The sequence below is a fragment of the Vibrio sp. D401a genome (assembly GCF_030248515.1).
GTDB lineage: Bacteria > Pseudomonadota > Gammaproteobacteria > Enterobacterales > Vibrionaceae > Vibrio > Vibrio rotiferianus.
This window is the reverse complement of sequence record NZ_JAHGAI010000001.1, coordinates 318606-334864: the sequence shown is the minus strand read 5'-3', so window position 1 is coordinate 334864 and position 16259 is coordinate 318606. Positions and strand designations below refer to the sequence as shown.

Below are 16259 nucleotides of genomic sequence, written 5' to 3'. Positions count from 1 at the left end.
CCTTTATTGGCTTATATCTATTTCAAACCTTTACTCAAAAGTTTGATTAAGCGATTGGTGTTAACTGATCAATTGGCCAACGTGGACGCGCTTCTACTGCCATATCTGATACTTCGCCATTTTTAAGGCGCTGCATACCTGCATAAGCAATCATCGCACCGTTGTCGGTACAAAACTCAGTACGAGGGTAGTAAACCTCACCGCCTACTTTCTTCGCGAGTTTTTCTAGCTCTGCACGTAAACGACGGTTAGCACTTACACCACCGGCAATAACAATGCGCTTCATGCCTGTTTGCTCTAATGCACGTTTACATTTGATTGCTAGAGTAGCGCATACCGCTTCTTCAAATGCTAAAGCAATATCTGCACGCGTTTGTTCATCATCACCATTTGCAGCTATGGTATTCGCAGTAAAAGTTTTCAAACCAGAGAAACTCATGTCCAAGCCAGGTACGTTGGTCATAGGACGTGGGAATTTAAAGCGACCCGGCGTGCCTTTTTCTGCCAGCTTAGATAATAGTGGGCCACCAGGGTAATCCAAGCCCATTAGTTTCGCGGTCTTATCGAATGCTTCACCCGCAGCGTCATCAATAGACTCACCTAGGATTTTGTACTCTCCGATGCCTTTCACTTCCACCATCATTGAGTGGCCGCCCGATACCAATACCGCCACAAATGGGAACGGTGGTGGATTATCTTCTAACATAGGCGCTAATAGGTGACCTTCCATATGGTGAACTGGCACCGCTGGCACACCCCAAGCGTAAGCAATACTGCGACCAATAGTTGCACCAACAAGCAGTGCGCCCACCAAACCAGGGCCTGCTGTGTATGCTACACCGTCGATGTCTTTAGAAGTCAAATTTGCTTCTTTCAGCGCCTCTTTGATAAGAGGGATGGTTTTCTTAACATGGTCACGTGAAGCCAACTCAGGCACCACGCCGCCATAATCTGCGTGAAGTTTTACTTGGCTGTAAAGCTTGTGTGATAAAAGACCTTTTTCATCATCATAAATCGCGATGCCAGTCTCGTCACAAGAGGTTTCAATACCAATAATGCGCATGGTTATCTCAGTATGCTTTCTATATAGAGGAAATTTGGGCGTCATATTACCCTGCCTTGATGCTTCAAACAAATTTTGTACAGACAATAAGCGATAAAAGGCTTTACAAAGCTGTGTTGATCGGATTAAAATTCCGCACCATTTTTGATCAAGCTGGTAACTGACCAAACAATTGTGATTTGGTTCATTAAATTCCAGCGTTAACGAATAACCCCTGAGGTGAAAGGCATATGCCAGTAGTTAAAGTACGTGAAAACGAACCGTTCGACGTTGCTCTACGTCGTTTCAAGCGCTCTTGCGAAAAAGCAGGTATCCTTTCTGAAGTGCGTCGTCGTGAGCACTACGAAAAACCAACTACAGTTCGCAAACGCGCTAAAGCAGCAGCTCAAAAGCGTCACGCTAAGAAGCTTGCTCGCGAAAACGCTCGTCGCGTTCGCCTGTACTAATAACTGAGCTCCGGAAAGGAATTTAGTTATGGCTCTGATTGATAAACTCAAAGAAGAGCAAAAATTAGCGATGAAAGCCAAGGACAAATTGCGCCTTGGTACTATTCGTTTAGCTCTATCAGCAATTAAGCAACGTGAAGTTGACGAACAGATCACTCTGGGCGACGACGACATTCTTGCTGTATTGACTAAGATGGTTAAACAACGTCGCGACTCTGTAACGCAATTTGAAGCAGCGGGTCGTCAAGATCTAGCTGATGCGGAACAAGCTGAAATTACGGTTCTTGAGGACTTTATGCCTCAACCACTGACAGACGAAGAAGTTGCTACTCTTATCGAGAATGCAATTGCTGAATCTGGTGCAGCTGGCATGCAAGACATGGGCAAAGTAATGGGCGTTCTGAAACCGCAAATTCAAGGGCGTGCAGATATGGGTAAAGTAAGCGGTCTAGTTCGCGCTAAATTGGCTTAATACCCCACCCAATTGCAGCAAGCCGTGCTATCCTTTGGAACGCACGGCTTGTTTGTATCTGGCAGAATGGAATAACAAAAGCAGTGCTCATGCTTTTCCCTGTAAACCATTCATACCAATCATGATTTTCTTTTTTTGTTAGGTTTTATGGCTGGACACATCCCTCGCAGTTTTATTGATGACCTCCTAGCTCGACTCGATATTGTCGATATCATCGACGCACGCGTGAAACTTAAGAAAAAAGGTAAAAACTACGGTGCTTGTTGTCCGTTTCACAACGAAAAGACCCCATCATTTAGCGTAAGCCAAGAAAAGCAGTTTTATCACTGTTTTGGCTGTGGCGTGCACGGCAATGCCATCGATTTTATCATGGAGTTCGAGCGCTTAGAGTTTGTCGAAGCGATTGAAGAGCTGGCGTCTTATCTTGGTTTGGATGTGCCACGCGAACAGCGCAGCGGCGGCGGTGGTCAATTTAACTCTGCCCCTCAAGCAAGCAGCAGCGAGAAACGTAGCCTGTACGATTTGATGGGTAGTATTGCTCAGTTCTATCGTAACCAACTCAAGCAACCAGCAAGCAAAGTCGCCATTGAGTATCTAAAAGATCGTGGGCTGTCTGGCGAAATCGTGCAGAAGTTTGGCATCGGCTATGTAGCGGATGAATGGGACTTAGTCCGTAAGAACTTTGGCCAGAATAAAGACAACCAAGACATGCTGGTTACTGGCGGCATGTTGATTGAAAACGATAAAGGTAACCGCTATGACCGCTTCCGTGGTCGTGTTATGTTCCCGATTCGTGACCGCCGTGGTCGAGTGATTGGCTTTGGTGGCCGTGTACTTGGTGATGGTACTCCGAAATACCTCAACTCACCAGAAACACCTATTTTTCATAAAGGTAAAGAGCTTTACGGCCTATATGAAGTTTTGCAGGCATATCGTGAACCACCACGAGTTTTAGTGGTTGAAGGCTATATGGATGTTGTCGCGTTAGCGCAATATGGCGTAGATTACTCTGTCGCTTCATTGGGCACGTCAACAACTGGCGATCACATCCAAATGCTGTTCCGTCAGACCAATACCGTAGTGTGTTGCTACGATGGTGACCGCGCAGGTAAAGAAGCTGCATGGCGCGCATTAGAGAACGCACTTCAATACCTAAAAACAGGTAACACATTGAAGTTCTTGTTCTTGCCTGATGGTGAAGACCCAGATAGCTATGTTCGCAAATATGGCAAACAGGCCTTCGAGCAACAAATTGAGCAAGCAACTCCATTATCAAGCTACTTATTTGATAACTTGATTGAATTGCACCAAATTAACTTGGGCAACAATGAAGGTAAGTCGGCACTACGTGCCTATGCTAGCGCCTTGATCGACAAGATTCCTGATCCATACTTTCAGGAGTTACTCGAAAAATTGCTTGATGAGCGCACGGGTTTTGATAACCGTTTACGCCAACCACGTAAGAAAGCAAGCGAAACTCGACCTCAGCCGCACAAAGAGATCAAACGAACTCCAATGCGTGAGGTAATCGCTCTACTTATTCAGAATCCAAGCTATGCTCAAATGGTACCGGATCTTTCCTCAGTGAGAGATTTATCCATACCAGGCCTAAGTTTATTTGTTGATGTACTTGATAAATGTCAGGCACATCCCCATATCAACACAGGCCAATTATTAGAGCATTGGCGAAATAGCCAAAATGAGACCCTTCTGTCTCGTCTCGCGAGTTGGGATATCCCACTTGATGAGGACAACCAAGAAGAAATATTTTTAGACTCACTGGACAAAATAATTGCCCAGTGCGTAGAAAAGCAAATTGAAAACCTGCAGGCCAAAGCAAGAAGTGTCGGTTTATCAGCCGAAGAGAAAAGGGAGCTGCTAGCACTTATGCTAGATTTAAAAGCGTAACCCTGTTTAATTAGTCAGCAACAATTTAATTTGTTATAGTAAGTGGTTTGCATTTCGCATACTGATTCCTTCACCAGATTACGAAGTTGGATACCGTCTATGGATCAAAATCCGCAGTCACAGCTAAAATTACTTGTTATTAAAGGCAAGGAACAAGGCTATCTGACCTACGCCGAAGTAAATGACCACCTACCTGCTGAAATCGTAGATTCAGAACAGGTAGAAGACATCATTCAGATGATTAACGACATGGGTATCAAGGTAGTAGAAACTGCTCCTGATGCTGATGACCTAGCTCTGAACGATGACAACAACATTACCGATGAAGATGCAGCTGAAGCTGCTGCTGCTGCGCTATCAAGCGTAGAGAGTGAAATCGGCCGAACCACTGACCCAGTGCGCATGTACATGCGTGAAATGGGTACGGTTGAGCTGTTGACTCGCGAAGGCGAAATCGACATCGCAAAACGTATTGAAGAAGGTATTAACCAAGTTCAATCGTCTGTTGCTGAATACCCAGGCACTATCCCATACATCCTTGAGCAGTTTGATAAAGTACAAGCAGAAGAATTACGTCTTACTGACCTAATCTCTGGTTTTGTCGATCCAGATGCTGACGATACGACAGCTCCGACAGCAACGCACATTGGTTCTGAACTAACTGAATCTCAGCTAGAAGATGAAGATGATGAAGACGTTGATGAAGACGAAGATGGTGACGATAGCGATGATGATGCAGAGGAAGATGTAGGTATCGACCCTGAGCTAGCGCTTGAGAAATTCAACCAGCTACGCAGCACATACCAAAACCTTCAACTTGCAATCAACGAACACGGCTACGAAAGCCCGAAAGCGACCGTTGCAAACGAGTTGATGCTAGACGTATTCAAAGAATTCCGTCTGACACCAAAACAGTTTGATCACCTAGTAAACGAACTGCGTACTTCTATGGATCGTGTTCGTACTCAAGAACGCTTGATCATGAAGTCAACGGTTGAATACGGCAAAATGCCGAAGAAATCGTTTATTGCACTGTTTACTGGTAATGAATCTACAGATGCATGGCTAGATGAAGTTTTAGCTTCTGACAAGCCATACGCTGAAAAGATTAAACGTAACGAAGAAGAGATTCGCCGCTCAATCGCTAAACTAAAGATGATTGAGAATGAAACCTCTCTGACAGTACAAAACATCAAAGACATCAGCCGTCGTATGTCTATCGGTGAAGCGAAAGCTCGCCGTGCTAAGAAAGAGATGGTTGAAGCGAACTTACGTCTAGTAATTTCTATCGCTAAGAAATACACCAACCGTGGTCTACAGTTCTTGGATCTTATCCAAGAAGGTAACATTGGTCTGATGAAAGCGGTAGATAAGTTCGAATACCGTCGTGGTTATAAGTTCTCGACTTACGCAACGTGGTGGATCCGTCAGGCAATCACTCGTTCAATCGCAGACCAAGCACGTACAATTCGTATCCCGGTGCACATGATCGAAACGATCAACAAGCTAAACCGTATCTCTCGTCAAATGCTACAAGAGATGGGTCGTGAGCCGCTACCGGAAGAACTGGCAGAGCGTATGCAAATGCCAGAAGATAAGATCCGTAAAGTACTGAAGATCGCTAAAGAGCCTATCTCAATGGAGACACCAATCGGTGACGACGAAGATTCGCATCTAGGTGACTTTATCGAGGATACAACGCTTGAGCTACCAGTAGACTCAGCAACAATGACCAGCTTGAAAGGTGCAACAAAAGACGTTCTTGCAGGCCTAACTCCTCGTGAAGCAAAAGTACTTCGCATGCGTTTTGGTATCGATATGAACACTGACCACACTCTAGAAGAGGTTGGTAAACAGTTCGACGTTACTCGTGAACGTATTCGTCAGATTGAAGCGAAAGCACTACGTAAACTACGTCACCCAAGCCGCTCAGAAACGCTGCGCAGCTTCCTAGACGAGTAATCGCAACGATTAAAAGCAAAAAAGGTGACCGAGTGTCACCTTTTTTATTATCCGTGAAGCTAAGTGAATAAAAACTAAGCGCAATTGCCCTACCTAGTATCTAGACAGCTTGCAACGCTTCCCCTATAATCGTTGACCTATTAAGGCCCCTTAGCTCAGTGGTTAGAGCAGTCGACTCATAATCGATTGGTCCCCAGTTCAAGTCTGGGAGGGGCCACCATATTCTGAAAGGCTCGTAGAGAAATCTACGAGCCTTTCTCGTTTCTGCCCACAACGCTTTTATAATGAGCGCTCTAACTCAAGCTTACTCGCTTGGTACTGCTGCGCTGCTGAAACCAAATCAGGGCGATTGATGAACTTCCATAAGAAGTAAGGTGGGATAAGAAAAGCGATAAAGTAGAATGATTCGTGGAAAAAGACATGAGCAATACTGTCTTGATGTTCGCACCATGCCATCAACGCATATAAATCAAGTAAAACACTCAACACTCCAAACACCACAGAAACAACAATGGCTAAGCCAACAAGCTCTCTGAGGTAATATTTGTATGTCATCGTAGTAATTCCTTCTAGCTAATTAGTGCGCTCAAAATTACGCCTCTAATTCACTCGCTGAATTGACTTTTATCAACTTCATCGACAAACAAATAAGAACTTAGTTTTATAAAAAATCGCTTGCACAAAGCCACAAGAGCCCATCAGTCAAAGTGCAATTAACTAAATATAAAAACCAGCACATAAGCGCTGGTTTTGTGTAAGTGTATAAAACTAGGAAAGGAGCGAAAGGCCTAATCCGAGAGGTAATACTGAACGGTCGAAACAACACGTACTTTCTTGATATAAGGCGTATTGCTATCACGGTCATAGATCGAAAACTGACCTTGCGTTGCACGTTTGATTTTTCCTAGTGAGCTCTCTGAATCTTTGGCAAACTTCTCTGCCACTTCACGTGCGTTCTTGGTCGCTTCTTCAATCATATCTGGCTTGATATCATTCAGCTTAGTAAAGCTATACTCAATGCGATTTGAGTATGGGTCTTGATTTAGCAAAATCCCTTGTTTACCTAGCTGTCCAATCTCAGTTATTGCGCCTCTTACAAGCTCTACTTCATGGCTAAACACCGTCACTGTTTGAGAGGCAATGTAGCGGAACTCCGCTTCTTGCTCACTCCCATACTGTTGCGCTTTCTTGTCAAATACGTTTGGAGAAGAAAATGAAATGTTTCCTTTATCCAGCCCTTTACTCGTTAAGTAGCTAACAACCAACTTAGTTTGTTTATCAATTTCATCAAACATGGTACCGACATCATTACTCGCTACCGTAAATTGGATTGGCCAAATTACGGTATCGGCTGGGTACTCTCTTTCAGATAGACCTTTAACAGTAACAACTCGCTCATATGTTCTGTATTTAACTGCGGTCTGCTGGATAAAATAACCTAGAGTACCCAAACCTATAATTAAGCATAGCCCTAACCATATAGACGCCTTATTAGAAATGCGCTCCATTCATCCTCCTGATTTCATTAAACAAAACGATTTGTCATGTAGATAAGATAACTCGCTAATGGCAAAAAAATAGCGATCGAAAGCTAAATTTGTGTCATATCACTCGAAATGATGATCACAATAACATAAAATCGAACAGTGTTTTATTTTCGAGTTTCATTACTATGTTAAAAACAAAGTTGATGGTGTTGCTCAGTGGCCTACTCGTCTCTGCGTCTTGTCTGAGTGCTGACGAGATTGCCTCTGAAGAGATGAATGAAGAACAAATTGTCGAAAACGCAGCTCTAGACGAGTCAGCGATTGCTTGTACTGAGGAACATTGCGAAGGTAAGGGCTTTGATGGGCGTATTCTGTTAGACAACGAGCCAACCAAGCAGGTATTGAGCTCTCTCGAAAGCCTGGGTGAAACGCTGAACTCGCTGAGTTTTTTAATGTTTGCTGGGGATAAAACCTAACGCAACCGTTGGTAACTCTTGCCTCAATGCCTTTGGTCAATAAAGCTTCATTGGTTTGTCACCAAAGGCTCATGCTTTTGCCTCTTAACTGTCATCTGTAATTTCTACTATCCAATCAGCAACTTGTACGCTGAGGTAAATATGGATAGTTCGACCCCTTTTCGTCTCCCACGTAGAACGCCGTTTGGCATTGGTGAAAACGTTGCTGAATGGGCAACCGGTTTAAGCCAACTTGATAAGTTCTACGCCCAACGCCCCGTTAATGCCGATACCAAAACTTTTCTTCGCTTCACGCTGGATATCTTAGGTATCGACTATCGCATTGCCCATGGTTCACTCGATTCAGTTCCTAAACAAGGTGCTACCGTCATTGTGGCGAACCACCCGCTTGGCTGTGTGGAAGGCGTGATCTTGGCTGAACTGCTATTGATGGTCAGAGACGATATCCAGATCCTAGCCAATCAATACCTTAAAACCGTGCCGGAGTTAGATCAGCTCTTTATTGGTGTTGATGTGTTTGAAGGTAAAGACGCCGTCAAATCGAATATGAAAGCCCTGAGAGCGGCCAATAAACACCTCGCAAATGGTGGTTTATTGCTTGTCTTTCCTGCCGGTGAAGTGTCCCAGTTAGTCGATGCCAAACAGCAACGCTTGGAAGACAAAGCGTGGAGTCGAAGCGTAAGTAGCCTGATCCGCAAAAACAAAGCAACGACAGTTCCAGCATTCATCAGAGGCCAGAACTCGAAACGCTTCTATATGGCAGGGAAAATCCATCCTCTTTTGCGTACCCTACTGCTCGGGCGAGAACTGCTAAACAAACAGGCGCAAACCATCAACTTGTCTTTTGGCCAAGCGATCAAATTCAAAGAGCTCAACACGCTTAACGATGATCAAGTGGTGAACTACTTGCGGCTCAACACATACTTACTCAATCGTGAAACCCAATCGGTGAAACCCTCTTCCTCATCAGAACGGCTCTCTCCAATAGCGGCAGGGTTACCCGTAGGCGAATTGCTTGAAGAGCTGAACAACTTACCAAAAGAGTCCAAGCTGCTAACAAGTGGTGAGTTCGATGTCTACTGCACGGAGTCGCAGAATATCCCTTCCCTACTGCATGAAATTGGTCGCCTACGTGAGCTCAATTTTCGACAGGTTGGTGAAGGGACGGGACTAGCAATAGACATTGACCATTTCGATCATGATTACCTGCATCTGTTTGTGTGGGACAGAGAAAACCAATGCTTGGTGGGCGCGTATCGTTTAGGTCTGGTTGATCAACTGATTGAAAAGCGGGGTGTAGCAGGTCTGTATTCACGAACGTTGTTTAACTATGACCAACGCTTTATCGACCAAATGGGTAAATCCATCGAAATGGGGCGCTCAGTGATTGCGCAGCAATATCAAAAGAGCATGAGCGCGCTGCTGCTGCTGTGGAAAGGCATCGCAACCTTCGTGCATCAAAACCCAGATTACACTCACCTATTTGGTCCGGTAAGCATTAGCAACGACTATAGCGATACTGCACGCCAACTGCTTGCCCAATCAATGACGCTGCACCACTACGACAACAATTGCGCAGAGTACGTCACGCCTTCTAACCCACTTCCCGAGCACCACCGTGACTGGAACACCAGCATGCTTACTGCTCTGGGAGATTTACAGTTACTATCACGCGTAATTGCCAGAATCGATGAAGGAAAAGGTGTCCCCGTTTTACTGCGTCAGTACTTAAGCCTCAATGGCAAACTGGTGTGCTTCAATGTCGACCCTGCATTCAATAACGCTCTAGATGGGTTAATTACGGTGGACTTGCGCGATGTTCAAGAAAAGACGTTGGCAAGGTATATGGGGCGCGAACAAACTCATGAATACCTCACCTACCATGCTAATAGCAACCATAAGTAAGAACAGTGAGTAAGAAGGGAGTTGTGAGTCAATAAAAAGCAGTGTAGCGACTCTCTTTTACTTTTTTATCAATTAGATAAGAACGCTTCGTGAAGTACGCCGAAAAGACTCTTATAAATACATTCTATCGAAGAGTCGCAATGACATTGATCACACCAATCCCGTCGCAAACTTTCACAAAACACCAAAAACGACTCAGATCACACTTTATACCCAGACCAAACCAACACAAAATGTGACATTGATCGTCACTGGTATTTAATTTGAATTTCAAAAGAAATCAAAGGTGATCTAAGTCACAAAATATTTTTATTTTAAATTTGTCAGAAGATCGAATTGATCACTAAGATTTTTATTGACAGATTTGAAAGTGGCTTTTTGTTATTAAGTTACAAGTTAATAAGTTGAACTTGGTCACTTAAAAACCGTTTCTCAGCCTAAGAAATGCGGGCGTAGATCACGAAAAACCCGTTGTCAGTTCCAATTGGAAAATGTGTGGTAAATTGATTGGGTACTAAGCAATCAAACAAACGGTTTTGGCGAACCGTTTACTACAACAAGATTCATCAGAACATCGAACGGGGAATTGTTATGATATCACCAGATGCCAAGATCAAGATACAAAATTTTGGTCGTTTTCTGTCAAACATGGTAATGCCAAACATCGGCGCGTTTATCGCGTGGGGCTTTATCACTGCTCTATTTATCCCAACTGGATGGCTACCAAACGAAACGTTAGCCTCTATGGTTGGCCCAATGATTACCTACTTGCTGCCACTACTTATCGGTTACACCGGTGGTAAATTAGTTGGTGGCGATCGTGGTGCGGTAGTCGGCGCAATCACAACAATGGGTGTGATTGTCGGTACAGACATCCCAATGTTTATGGGTGCAATGATGGTCGGTCCAATGGGCGGCTGGGCGATCAAAAAATTCGATAACTACATCGACGGTAAAGTAAAAAGTGGCTTTGAGATGTTGGTTAACAACTTCTCTGCAGGCATCATCGGCATGCTATGTGCGATTCTTGCTTTTATCTTTATCGGTCCATTCGTAAAAATTCTATCTGGTGGCTTAGCAGCTGGCGTTAACTTCCTAGTATCTGCTCACCTGTTACCACTGACTTCAATCTTCGTTGAACCTGCGAAGATCCTGTTCCTAAACAACGCGATCAACCACGGTATCTTCTCTCCACTAGGTATCCAACAAGCGTCTGAGACAGGTCAATCTATCTTCTTCCTAATCGAAGCGAACCCAGGTCCTGGTCTAGGTATCTTGCTGGCTTACATGGTGTTTGGTAAAGGAACGGCTCGTCAAACTGCCGGTGGTGCATCAATCATCCACTTCTTCGGCGGTATCCACGAAATTTACTTCCCATACATCCTAATGAACCCTCGCCTAATCCTAGCAGCTATTGCAGGTGGTATGACTGGCGTATTCGTTCTAACAATGTTTAACGCAGGTATCGTTTCTCCAGCATCACCAGGTTCAATCTTCGCTATCTTGTTGATGACTCAGAAAGGTTCAATCGTAGGTGTTCTAGCGTCTATCGCAGCAGCAACAGGTGTGTCATTCGCAGTAGCGGCACTACTAATGAAGACGCAAACGTCAACAGAAGAAGACGGTGATGAAGCTGCACTAGAGAAAGCAACATCACAAATGAAAGACATGAAATCTGCATCTAAAAACGATGCGGTGGTAAACAGCCAAAGCAAAGGTGACGTAGACCTAGCGACAGTACAAAGCATCATTGTCGCTTGCGATGCGGGCATGGGTTCAAGCGCAATGGGTGCAAGCATGCTACGCAAAAAGGTTCAAGACGCAGGTCTGAACACCCACGTAACCAACCTTGCCATTAACAGCTTACCAGAGAGTGCAGATATCGTGATTACTCATAAAGACTTAACGGATCGTGCACGTAAGCATGCTCCAAACGCACACCACATTTCATTGACTAACTTCCTAGACAGCGAAATGTACAACCAGCTAGTCACCAAACTACTAGCAGCACAAAACCAATCCGCAGCCAATGACGACCAGATGGTAAAAGTGTCAGTCATGGCGGCGAACGACGACAGCTTTGAGCCACAACAACCATCGGTATTCCAAATCCAACGTGAGAACATTCACCTAGGTTTGAAAGCAGCCAACAAAGAAGAAGCCATTCGCTTTGCAGGCAACAAATTGGTTGAACTTGGCTACGCAGAACCAGAATACGTAGACGCGATGTTTGAGCGTGAAGCGTTGGTTCCAACTTACCTAGGCGAATCTATCGCAGTACCTCACGGTACGGTAGAAGCGAAAGACCGCGTGAAGAAAACCGGCATTGTAATCTGCCAATACCCATCGGGTATCCAATTTACTGAAGACGACGATGATGTAGCGAAACTGGTTATCGGCATTGCCGCTAAGAACGATGAGCACATCCAGGTGATTACCACCATTACAAACGCGCTCGATGAGCCGGAGGCAATTGAGAAGCTAACTAGCACCAACGATGTAGAAGAGATTCTGAACATCCTTGGCGGCCAGCAAGCGGCTTAAACACTCCCTTTTATTTGCTCCTGAGCAAACCGAGGTCAGCTGTCACCCCCTATGCGGTTGGCCTCACCCTAAATTCGTTTAGTCAACATTTCAGACATTGGTAGGTAAGAATTATGAAAAACGCAGTTCATTTTGGCGCAGGTAACATTGGTCGTGGCTTCATCGGTAAACTATTAGCAGACGCAGAAGTCGAGGTGACATTTGCAGACGTTGATGCACCACTCGTCGATCAGCTGAGCCACAAGCAAGAATACAAAGTAAAAGTGGTGGGTACTGAATGCCAAATCGACACAGTAACTCACGTTACCGCGGTTAACTCAGCCAGTGAAGATGTCATCGACCGCATTGTAAAAACCGACTTGGTAACAACAGCAGTGGGCCCTAACGTACTGGACATCATTGCAAAAACCATCGCCACCGGCATTGCTAAACGCTTTGCAGCAGGTAACGATAAACCATTGAACATCATCGCGTGTGAAAACATGGTTCGTGGCACCACACACCTAAAAGGTGAGGTGTACAAACACTTAGATGAATCATTGCATTCAAAAGCAGACGAGTTGGTTGGCTTTGTCGATTCAGCGGTAGACCGCATCGTGCCACCAGCAGAAGCGGCGAACGATGACCCACTAGAAGTGACGGTAGAAAGCTTTAGCGAATGGATTGTGGATGAACAGCAATTCAAGGGCGAAATCCCTGATATCGCAGGCATGGAAAAAACCAACAACCTAATGGCATTTGTAGAACGCAAGCTGTTCACTCTCAATACAGGTCACTGCATTACCGCTTACCTAGGTTGCTTGAAAGGCCATCGCACCATTCGTGAAGCGATTGAAGACCCAAGTATTCATGCTGAAGTAAAACAGGCGATGCAAGAGAGTGGTGAAGTGCTGATCAAACGTTACGGTTTCGACCGTGACATGCACAATGCTTACATCGAGAAGATTCTAGGACGCTTTGCCAACCCATACTTAGTGGATGAGGTTGATCGCGTAGGTCGTCAACCAATTCGTAAATTAGGTGCAAACGATAGATTAGTGAAGCCTTTACTCGGTACAATTGAGTATGGCACTGAAAATAAAACACTTTTGAAAGGCATTGCCGCTGCGTTGAAGTACACTAACGACACTGACCCACAAGCCGTAGAGCTACAAAACTCATTAAAAGAAGTGGGTGTGAAGAAGACGCTAGCGACATACACAGGTCTTGCAGAAAACAGTGCTGAAGTGACTCAAATCGAGACACTTTACAACCAACTTTGATTTACCTAGGGGGAGCTTGGCTCCCCTTCTATATCCATCTCCATGAAGAGTTGGAATAGCTAATAATTAGAAATGTATTCAGTATATGGCAGATAACATCAACGAAACCGAGATCATTGAGCGATTAAACAGCGCACCATCGGTACGAGGCTTTTTCATTGCAGCAGTCGACGTTTTTAACGATTCGATCGACGGGTTAGTGCAAAGAATTTTTCGTAAAGATAACTTCGCTGTTCAATCGGTTGTCGGTCCGCTGTTACAAGACTCGGGACCGCTGGGCGATCTGTCTGTTCGTTTGAAGTTATTGTTTGGCTTGGGTGTGCTTCCCGATGATATTTACCACGACATCGAAGACATCATTAAGCTCAAAAACCATCTCAATAGTGACGCTTCTGACTACGAGTTCACTGACCCTAATATTCTAGATCCAATCAAAAAGCTGCATTTGGTGAAGAAGATGGGCATGGTGCAACTGGAAGTCAACGAACCAGATGACGACATCGACCTTGAGTTTTATCAGCTACAACTGCAACGTCAACAACAAATCATTAAGTCAGGGCTCTCGCTTGCGATTGTCGAGATCTGCAATGAACTCGGCAAAGAGAGCCCATTCTAACGCCACATTTTATACCCAAGCTACCTTCAAAAGGATTCGAGGTTGCTTAGGTATAACAAAATAACAATGTCAGCCGCTCTACACCCAAAAACGTAGGAGCCCTACCCAATGTTAAAAGCTGTACTTTTTGATATGGATGGACTGATTTTCGATACCGAATCCATCTACAAGCAAAGTTGGCAATACGCCGCGACCGAGCAAGGCTTAACCATCACCGATGATTTCTACCAACAGTTCATCGGTGTCCAAGATCCTGAATGTGAAAAAATACTCGCCGAGCATTTTCAAGACGCCATCGATATGACACGCTATAAAGCCGTGCGAGATGAGCACTTCCATAATCTAAGAAACCAAGGCATTGCGCTCAAACCCGGATTCGACGCACTGTTTTATGCCATCAAACAACATGGCTTATTAACCGCGATTGTTACCTCTTCTCACCTTCCTGAGGTAAAACACAATTTCTCAGGCAGCGAGTACCTTGCACAGTTCGATTTAGTGATTACCGCAGAAGATGTAGAACGTGGCAAACCAAACCCTGATTGCTATCAGATGGCTTATCGCCACTTAGGTGTGGACGCCAAGCAGTGCTTAGTATTGGAAGATTCGAACAACGGCATCAAAGCCGCACTCGCTGCGAAATGCCAAGCTGTAATGATTCCGGATTTACTTCCACCTCTGCCAGAGCTCGAAGACAAAGTCATCATTAAAGCGTCTCTTGAGGAAGTGATTCCACTAGTAGACCCGTTTGGCTAACTAGGCTAGGACACACTCCAAGTTAGTGTTGGTGACCACTCAATAGCTCTAACTTAAAGTCATACTGAATAACACTAACTTTCCTCATTCTTTCAAAGAGGATTTACTCTTATATTGTCGCTATAAGAAAGCGTGGAATAAAAACTGTATTGTCACCCAACAACTAATCTAATATATAAGCACCTTCCAAAAGATGCAAAAAAGCGGCTCAAACACTGAACCGCTTTTCGAGGGCTTAGAAGTGGTATCTTATGCCACCTTTGATCAAGTCTTGAGACATCTCATCGACGTTAGGGACATCGACTGCATCGAACCTACGTTCATACGCAACACTTGCTGAAAATGAGTCAGTTAGGAAATACTCGGCACCGATTTCAAAGTTAAAATGAAGAGTTGTATTTTTTTCATCAATATCTACTTTATAGTTCGGATCTGACGCCCCGCCATTTAGTTCAAGATCAGTGATTGTGTAACCTAGGCCAGGTTTTGCATACAAACTTAATTGAAATGCTGTATTGTAGCTAACCTTACTTGAAACCCCGAACGAATATATATTCGCTCGGTACAAAGCATATTCATAGCTTGAACCTGAATTGTAGTAGTTTTCGTAATCTAAAAGATCAACATGATCACTACTACCGCTAAATTCTAATGCAAGCCAAGAATTGATCTGACGACCAAGAAAAATACTCACACCGGCGCCAGTATCATCAAGTTTTTTTACTCCGGAACTCACTGTAGCAGCGGAATCAATATTTGAATCAAGATCCAATTTACTTTGGTGAACATCAAATCCGACATACCAACTACTTCCTGCGTTAGCATTAAACGCTGTAAGCAACGCAGCAACAGCTACAAGCGAAAATTTTTTAATCATGTCTTATCCTTTAATTTTAATAATTGAATTGCATATTTATACTTAATAAATAAAAAAATTAAATTTTATAAAGTAATGTGTCAATTAATTAAATGAATTAAAGTCAAGTATTTATTGATTTTCTTATAATTGATATTACTAATATTAAAATCACAAACGAAACACAATAAAAAACAACAACAAATCATATAAATAACAACAAATTAGCCACATTTATAGTGACTTTTATCCAAAATTTAACAGCTATATTTCTACTAAGAGACTTAATTATCAAGAAAGAGCAGGTGTATTTTTTATGAGTAATAGTTAAAACCCTGAAGGGGAGTAAGAAGGTTAACTTGGGCAGTTAAGAAGAAAAACTACTTTTAGATTATAAAGTACTAACTTCTAAAGAAGGCGCTTTTTATACCTCTCTTATTAGTTCGGCGACATCAAGAACATCCTCTTTTTTTAGAAATTTTGAGCCTAAAGGCTTATCTTTCTGA

At 43.8% G+C, this 16259-nt stretch carries 14 protein-coding genes and 1 tRNA gene; 11 read left to right on the top strand and 4 right to left on the bottom strand.

Features of this window, described 5'->3' with window-relative positions:
- Nucleotides 1-46: 46 nt before the first annotated feature.
- Complete coding sequence (gene tsaD / locus KIV41_RS01575) at nucleotides 47-1063, bottom strand: tRNA (adenosine(37)-N6)-threonylcarbamoyltransferase complex transferase subunit TsaD (protein ID WP_038885795.1); 1017 nt, start codon at nucleotides 1061-1063, stop codon at nucleotides 47-49.
- A gap of 230 nt (nucleotides 1064-1293) precedes the next feature.
- Between tsaD and rpsU the strand changes: the two genes are divergently transcribed.
- The 5 genes from rpsU to KIV41_RS01550 all read left to right on the top strand — a co-directional run bounded on the left by rpsU (nucleotide 1294) and on the right by KIV41_RS01550 (nucleotide 6071).
- Nucleotides 1294-1509 carry a 30S ribosomal protein S21 gene (rpsU, locus tag KIV41_RS01570; RefSeq protein ID WP_001145625.1) on the top strand — a complete coding sequence of 72 codons (216 nt, stop codon included), beginning with the start codon at nucleotides 1294-1296 and terminating at the stop codon, nucleotides 1507-1509.
- Nucleotides 1510-1537: 28 nt separating this feature from the next.
- A complete protein-coding gene (locus KIV41_RS01565; RefSeq protein ID WP_005436031.1) occupies nucleotides 1538-1981 on the top strand; it encodes a GatB/YqeY domain-containing protein in 444 nt (147 codons plus the stop codon).
- 147 nt (nucleotides 1982-2128) lie between these two features.
- Nucleotides 2129-3889 (top strand): DNA primase, encoded by a 1761-nt coding sequence (dnaG, locus tag KIV41_RS01560; protein ID WP_285335560.1) that lies wholly within the window; start codon nucleotides 2129-2131, stop codon nucleotides 3887-3889.
- A 99-nt stretch (nucleotides 3890-3988) separates the two neighbouring features.
- Nucleotides 3989-5851 carry an RNA polymerase sigma factor RpoD gene (rpoD, locus tag KIV41_RS01555; RefSeq protein WP_010445683.1) on the top strand — a complete coding sequence of 621 codons (1863 nt, stop codon included), beginning with the start codon at nucleotides 3989-3991 and terminating at the stop codon, nucleotides 5849-5851.
- Between the two features lie 144 nt (nucleotides 5852-5995).
- Nucleotides 5996-6071, top strand: a tRNA-Ile gene (locus KIV41_RS01550).
- A 59-nt stretch (nucleotides 6072-6130) separates the two neighbouring features.
- Here KIV41_RS01550 and KIV41_RS01545 read toward each other — a convergent pair.
- The gene (locus KIV41_RS01545) at nucleotides 6131-6406 is read right to left on the bottom strand and encodes a D-fructose-6-phosphate amidotransferase (RefSeq protein WP_088881351.1); all 276 of its coding nucleotides are present in this window, start codon (nucleotides 6404-6406) and stop codon (nucleotides 6131-6133) included.
- Between the two features lie 233 nt (nucleotides 6407-6639).
- Nucleotides 6640-7359, bottom strand: a complete 720-nt coding sequence (locus KIV41_RS01540; protein WP_038885799.1) for an SIMPL domain-containing protein — start codon at nucleotides 7357-7359, stop codon at nucleotides 6640-6642.
- Between the two features lie 164 nt (nucleotides 7360-7523).
- Between KIV41_RS01540 and KIV41_RS01535 the strand changes: the two genes are divergently transcribed.
- From KIV41_RS01535 to KIV41_RS01510, 6 genes are all read left to right on the top strand, one after another.
- Nucleotides 7524-7814 (top strand): hypothetical protein, encoded by a 291-nt coding sequence (locus KIV41_RS01535; protein ID WP_171356718.1) that lies wholly within the window; start codon nucleotides 7524-7526, stop codon nucleotides 7812-7814.
- A 141-nt stretch (nucleotides 7815-7955) separates the two neighbouring features.
- Nucleotides 7956-9719, top strand: a complete 1764-nt coding sequence (locus KIV41_RS01530; protein ID WP_285335559.1) for a lysophospholipid acyltransferase family protein — start codon at nucleotides 7956-7958, stop codon at nucleotides 9717-9719.
- A gap of 591 nt (nucleotides 9720-10310) precedes the next feature.
- Entirely contained in the window at nucleotides 10311-12263 is a 1953-nt protein-coding gene (locus KIV41_RS01525) for a PTS mannitol transporter subunit IICBA (protein WP_285335558.1), read from the top strand.
- Nucleotides 12264-12376: 113 nt separating this feature from the next.
- A complete protein-coding gene (locus KIV41_RS01520; protein ID WP_171305138.1) occupies nucleotides 12377-13525 on the top strand; it encodes a mannitol-1-phosphate 5-dehydrogenase in 1149 nt (382 codons plus the stop codon).
- 85 nt (nucleotides 13526-13610) lie between these two features.
- Entirely contained in the window at nucleotides 13611-14141 is a 531-nt protein-coding gene (locus KIV41_RS01515) for an MltR family transcriptional regulator (RefSeq protein WP_005437418.1), read from the top strand.
- 108 nt (nucleotides 14142-14249) lie between these two features.
- Nucleotides 14250-14897: an HAD family phosphatase gene (locus KIV41_RS01510; protein WP_252041550.1), complete on the top strand. Its 648-nt coding sequence runs from the start codon at nucleotides 14250-14252 to the stop codon at nucleotides 14895-14897.
- Nucleotides 14898-15132: 235 nt separating this feature from the next.
- Here the strand turns inward: KIV41_RS01510 and KIV41_RS01505 are convergent, their stop codons facing one another.
- The gene (locus KIV41_RS01505) at nucleotides 15133-15774 is read right to left on the bottom strand and encodes an outer membrane beta-barrel protein (RefSeq protein ID WP_171356723.1); all 642 of its coding nucleotides are present in this window, start codon (nucleotides 15772-15774) and stop codon (nucleotides 15133-15135) included.
- Nucleotides 15775-16259: the final 485 nt, after the last annotated feature.

Bases quoted from the DNA above. Each gene is read 5' to 3' on its own strand.
- KIV41_RS01535 (WP_171356718.1), top strand. From the start codon at position 7,524: ATGTTAAAAACAAAGTTGATGGTGTTGCTCAGTGGCCTACTCGTCTCT.
- KIV41_RS01505 (WP_171356723.1), bottom strand. From the start codon at position 15,774: ATGATTAAAAAATTTTCGCTTGTAGCTGTTGCTGCGTTGCTTACAGCG.
- KIV41_RS01510 (WP_252041550.1), top strand. From the start codon at position 14,250: ATGTTAAAAGCTGTACTTTTTGATATGGATGGACTGATTTTCGATACC.
- rpsU (WP_001145625.1), top strand. From the start codon at position 1,294: ATGCCAGTAGTTAAAGTACGTGAAAACGAACCGTTCGACGTTGCTCTA.
- KIV41_RS01530 (WP_285335559.1), top strand. From the start codon at position 7,956: ATGGATAGTTCGACCCCTTTTCGTCTCCCACGTAGAACGCCGTTTGGC.
- KIV41_RS01525 (WP_285335558.1), top strand. From the start codon at position 10,311: ATGATATCACCAGATGCCAAGATCAAGATACAAAATTTTGGTCGTTTT.
- KIV41_RS01540 (WP_038885799.1), bottom strand. From the start codon at position 7,359: ATGGAGCGCATTTCTAATAAGGCGTCTATATGGTTAGGGCTATGCTTA.
- tsaD (WP_038885795.1), bottom strand. From the start codon at position 1,063: ATGCGCATTATTGGTATTGAAACCTCTTGTGACGAGACTGGCATCGCG.
- rpoD (WP_010445683.1), top strand. From the start codon at position 3,989: ATGGATCAAAATCCGCAGTCACAGCTAAAATTACTTGTTATTAAAGGC.
- KIV41_RS01520 (WP_171305138.1), top strand. From the start codon at position 12,377: ATGAAAAACGCAGTTCATTTTGGCGCAGGTAACATTGGTCGTGGCTTC.
- KIV41_RS01565 (WP_005436031.1), top strand. From the start codon at position 1,538: ATGGCTCTGATTGATAAACTCAAAGAAGAGCAAAAATTAGCGATGAAA.
- KIV41_RS01545 (WP_088881351.1), bottom strand. From the start codon at position 6,406: ATGACATACAAATATTACCTCAGAGAGCTTGTTGGCTTAGCCATTGTT.
- dnaG (WP_285335560.1), top strand. From the start codon at position 2,129: ATGGCTGGACACATCCCTCGCAGTTTTATTGATGACCTCCTAGCTCGA.
- KIV41_RS01515 (WP_005437418.1), top strand. From the start codon at position 13,611: ATGGCAGATAACATCAACGAAACCGAGATCATTGAGCGATTAAACAGC.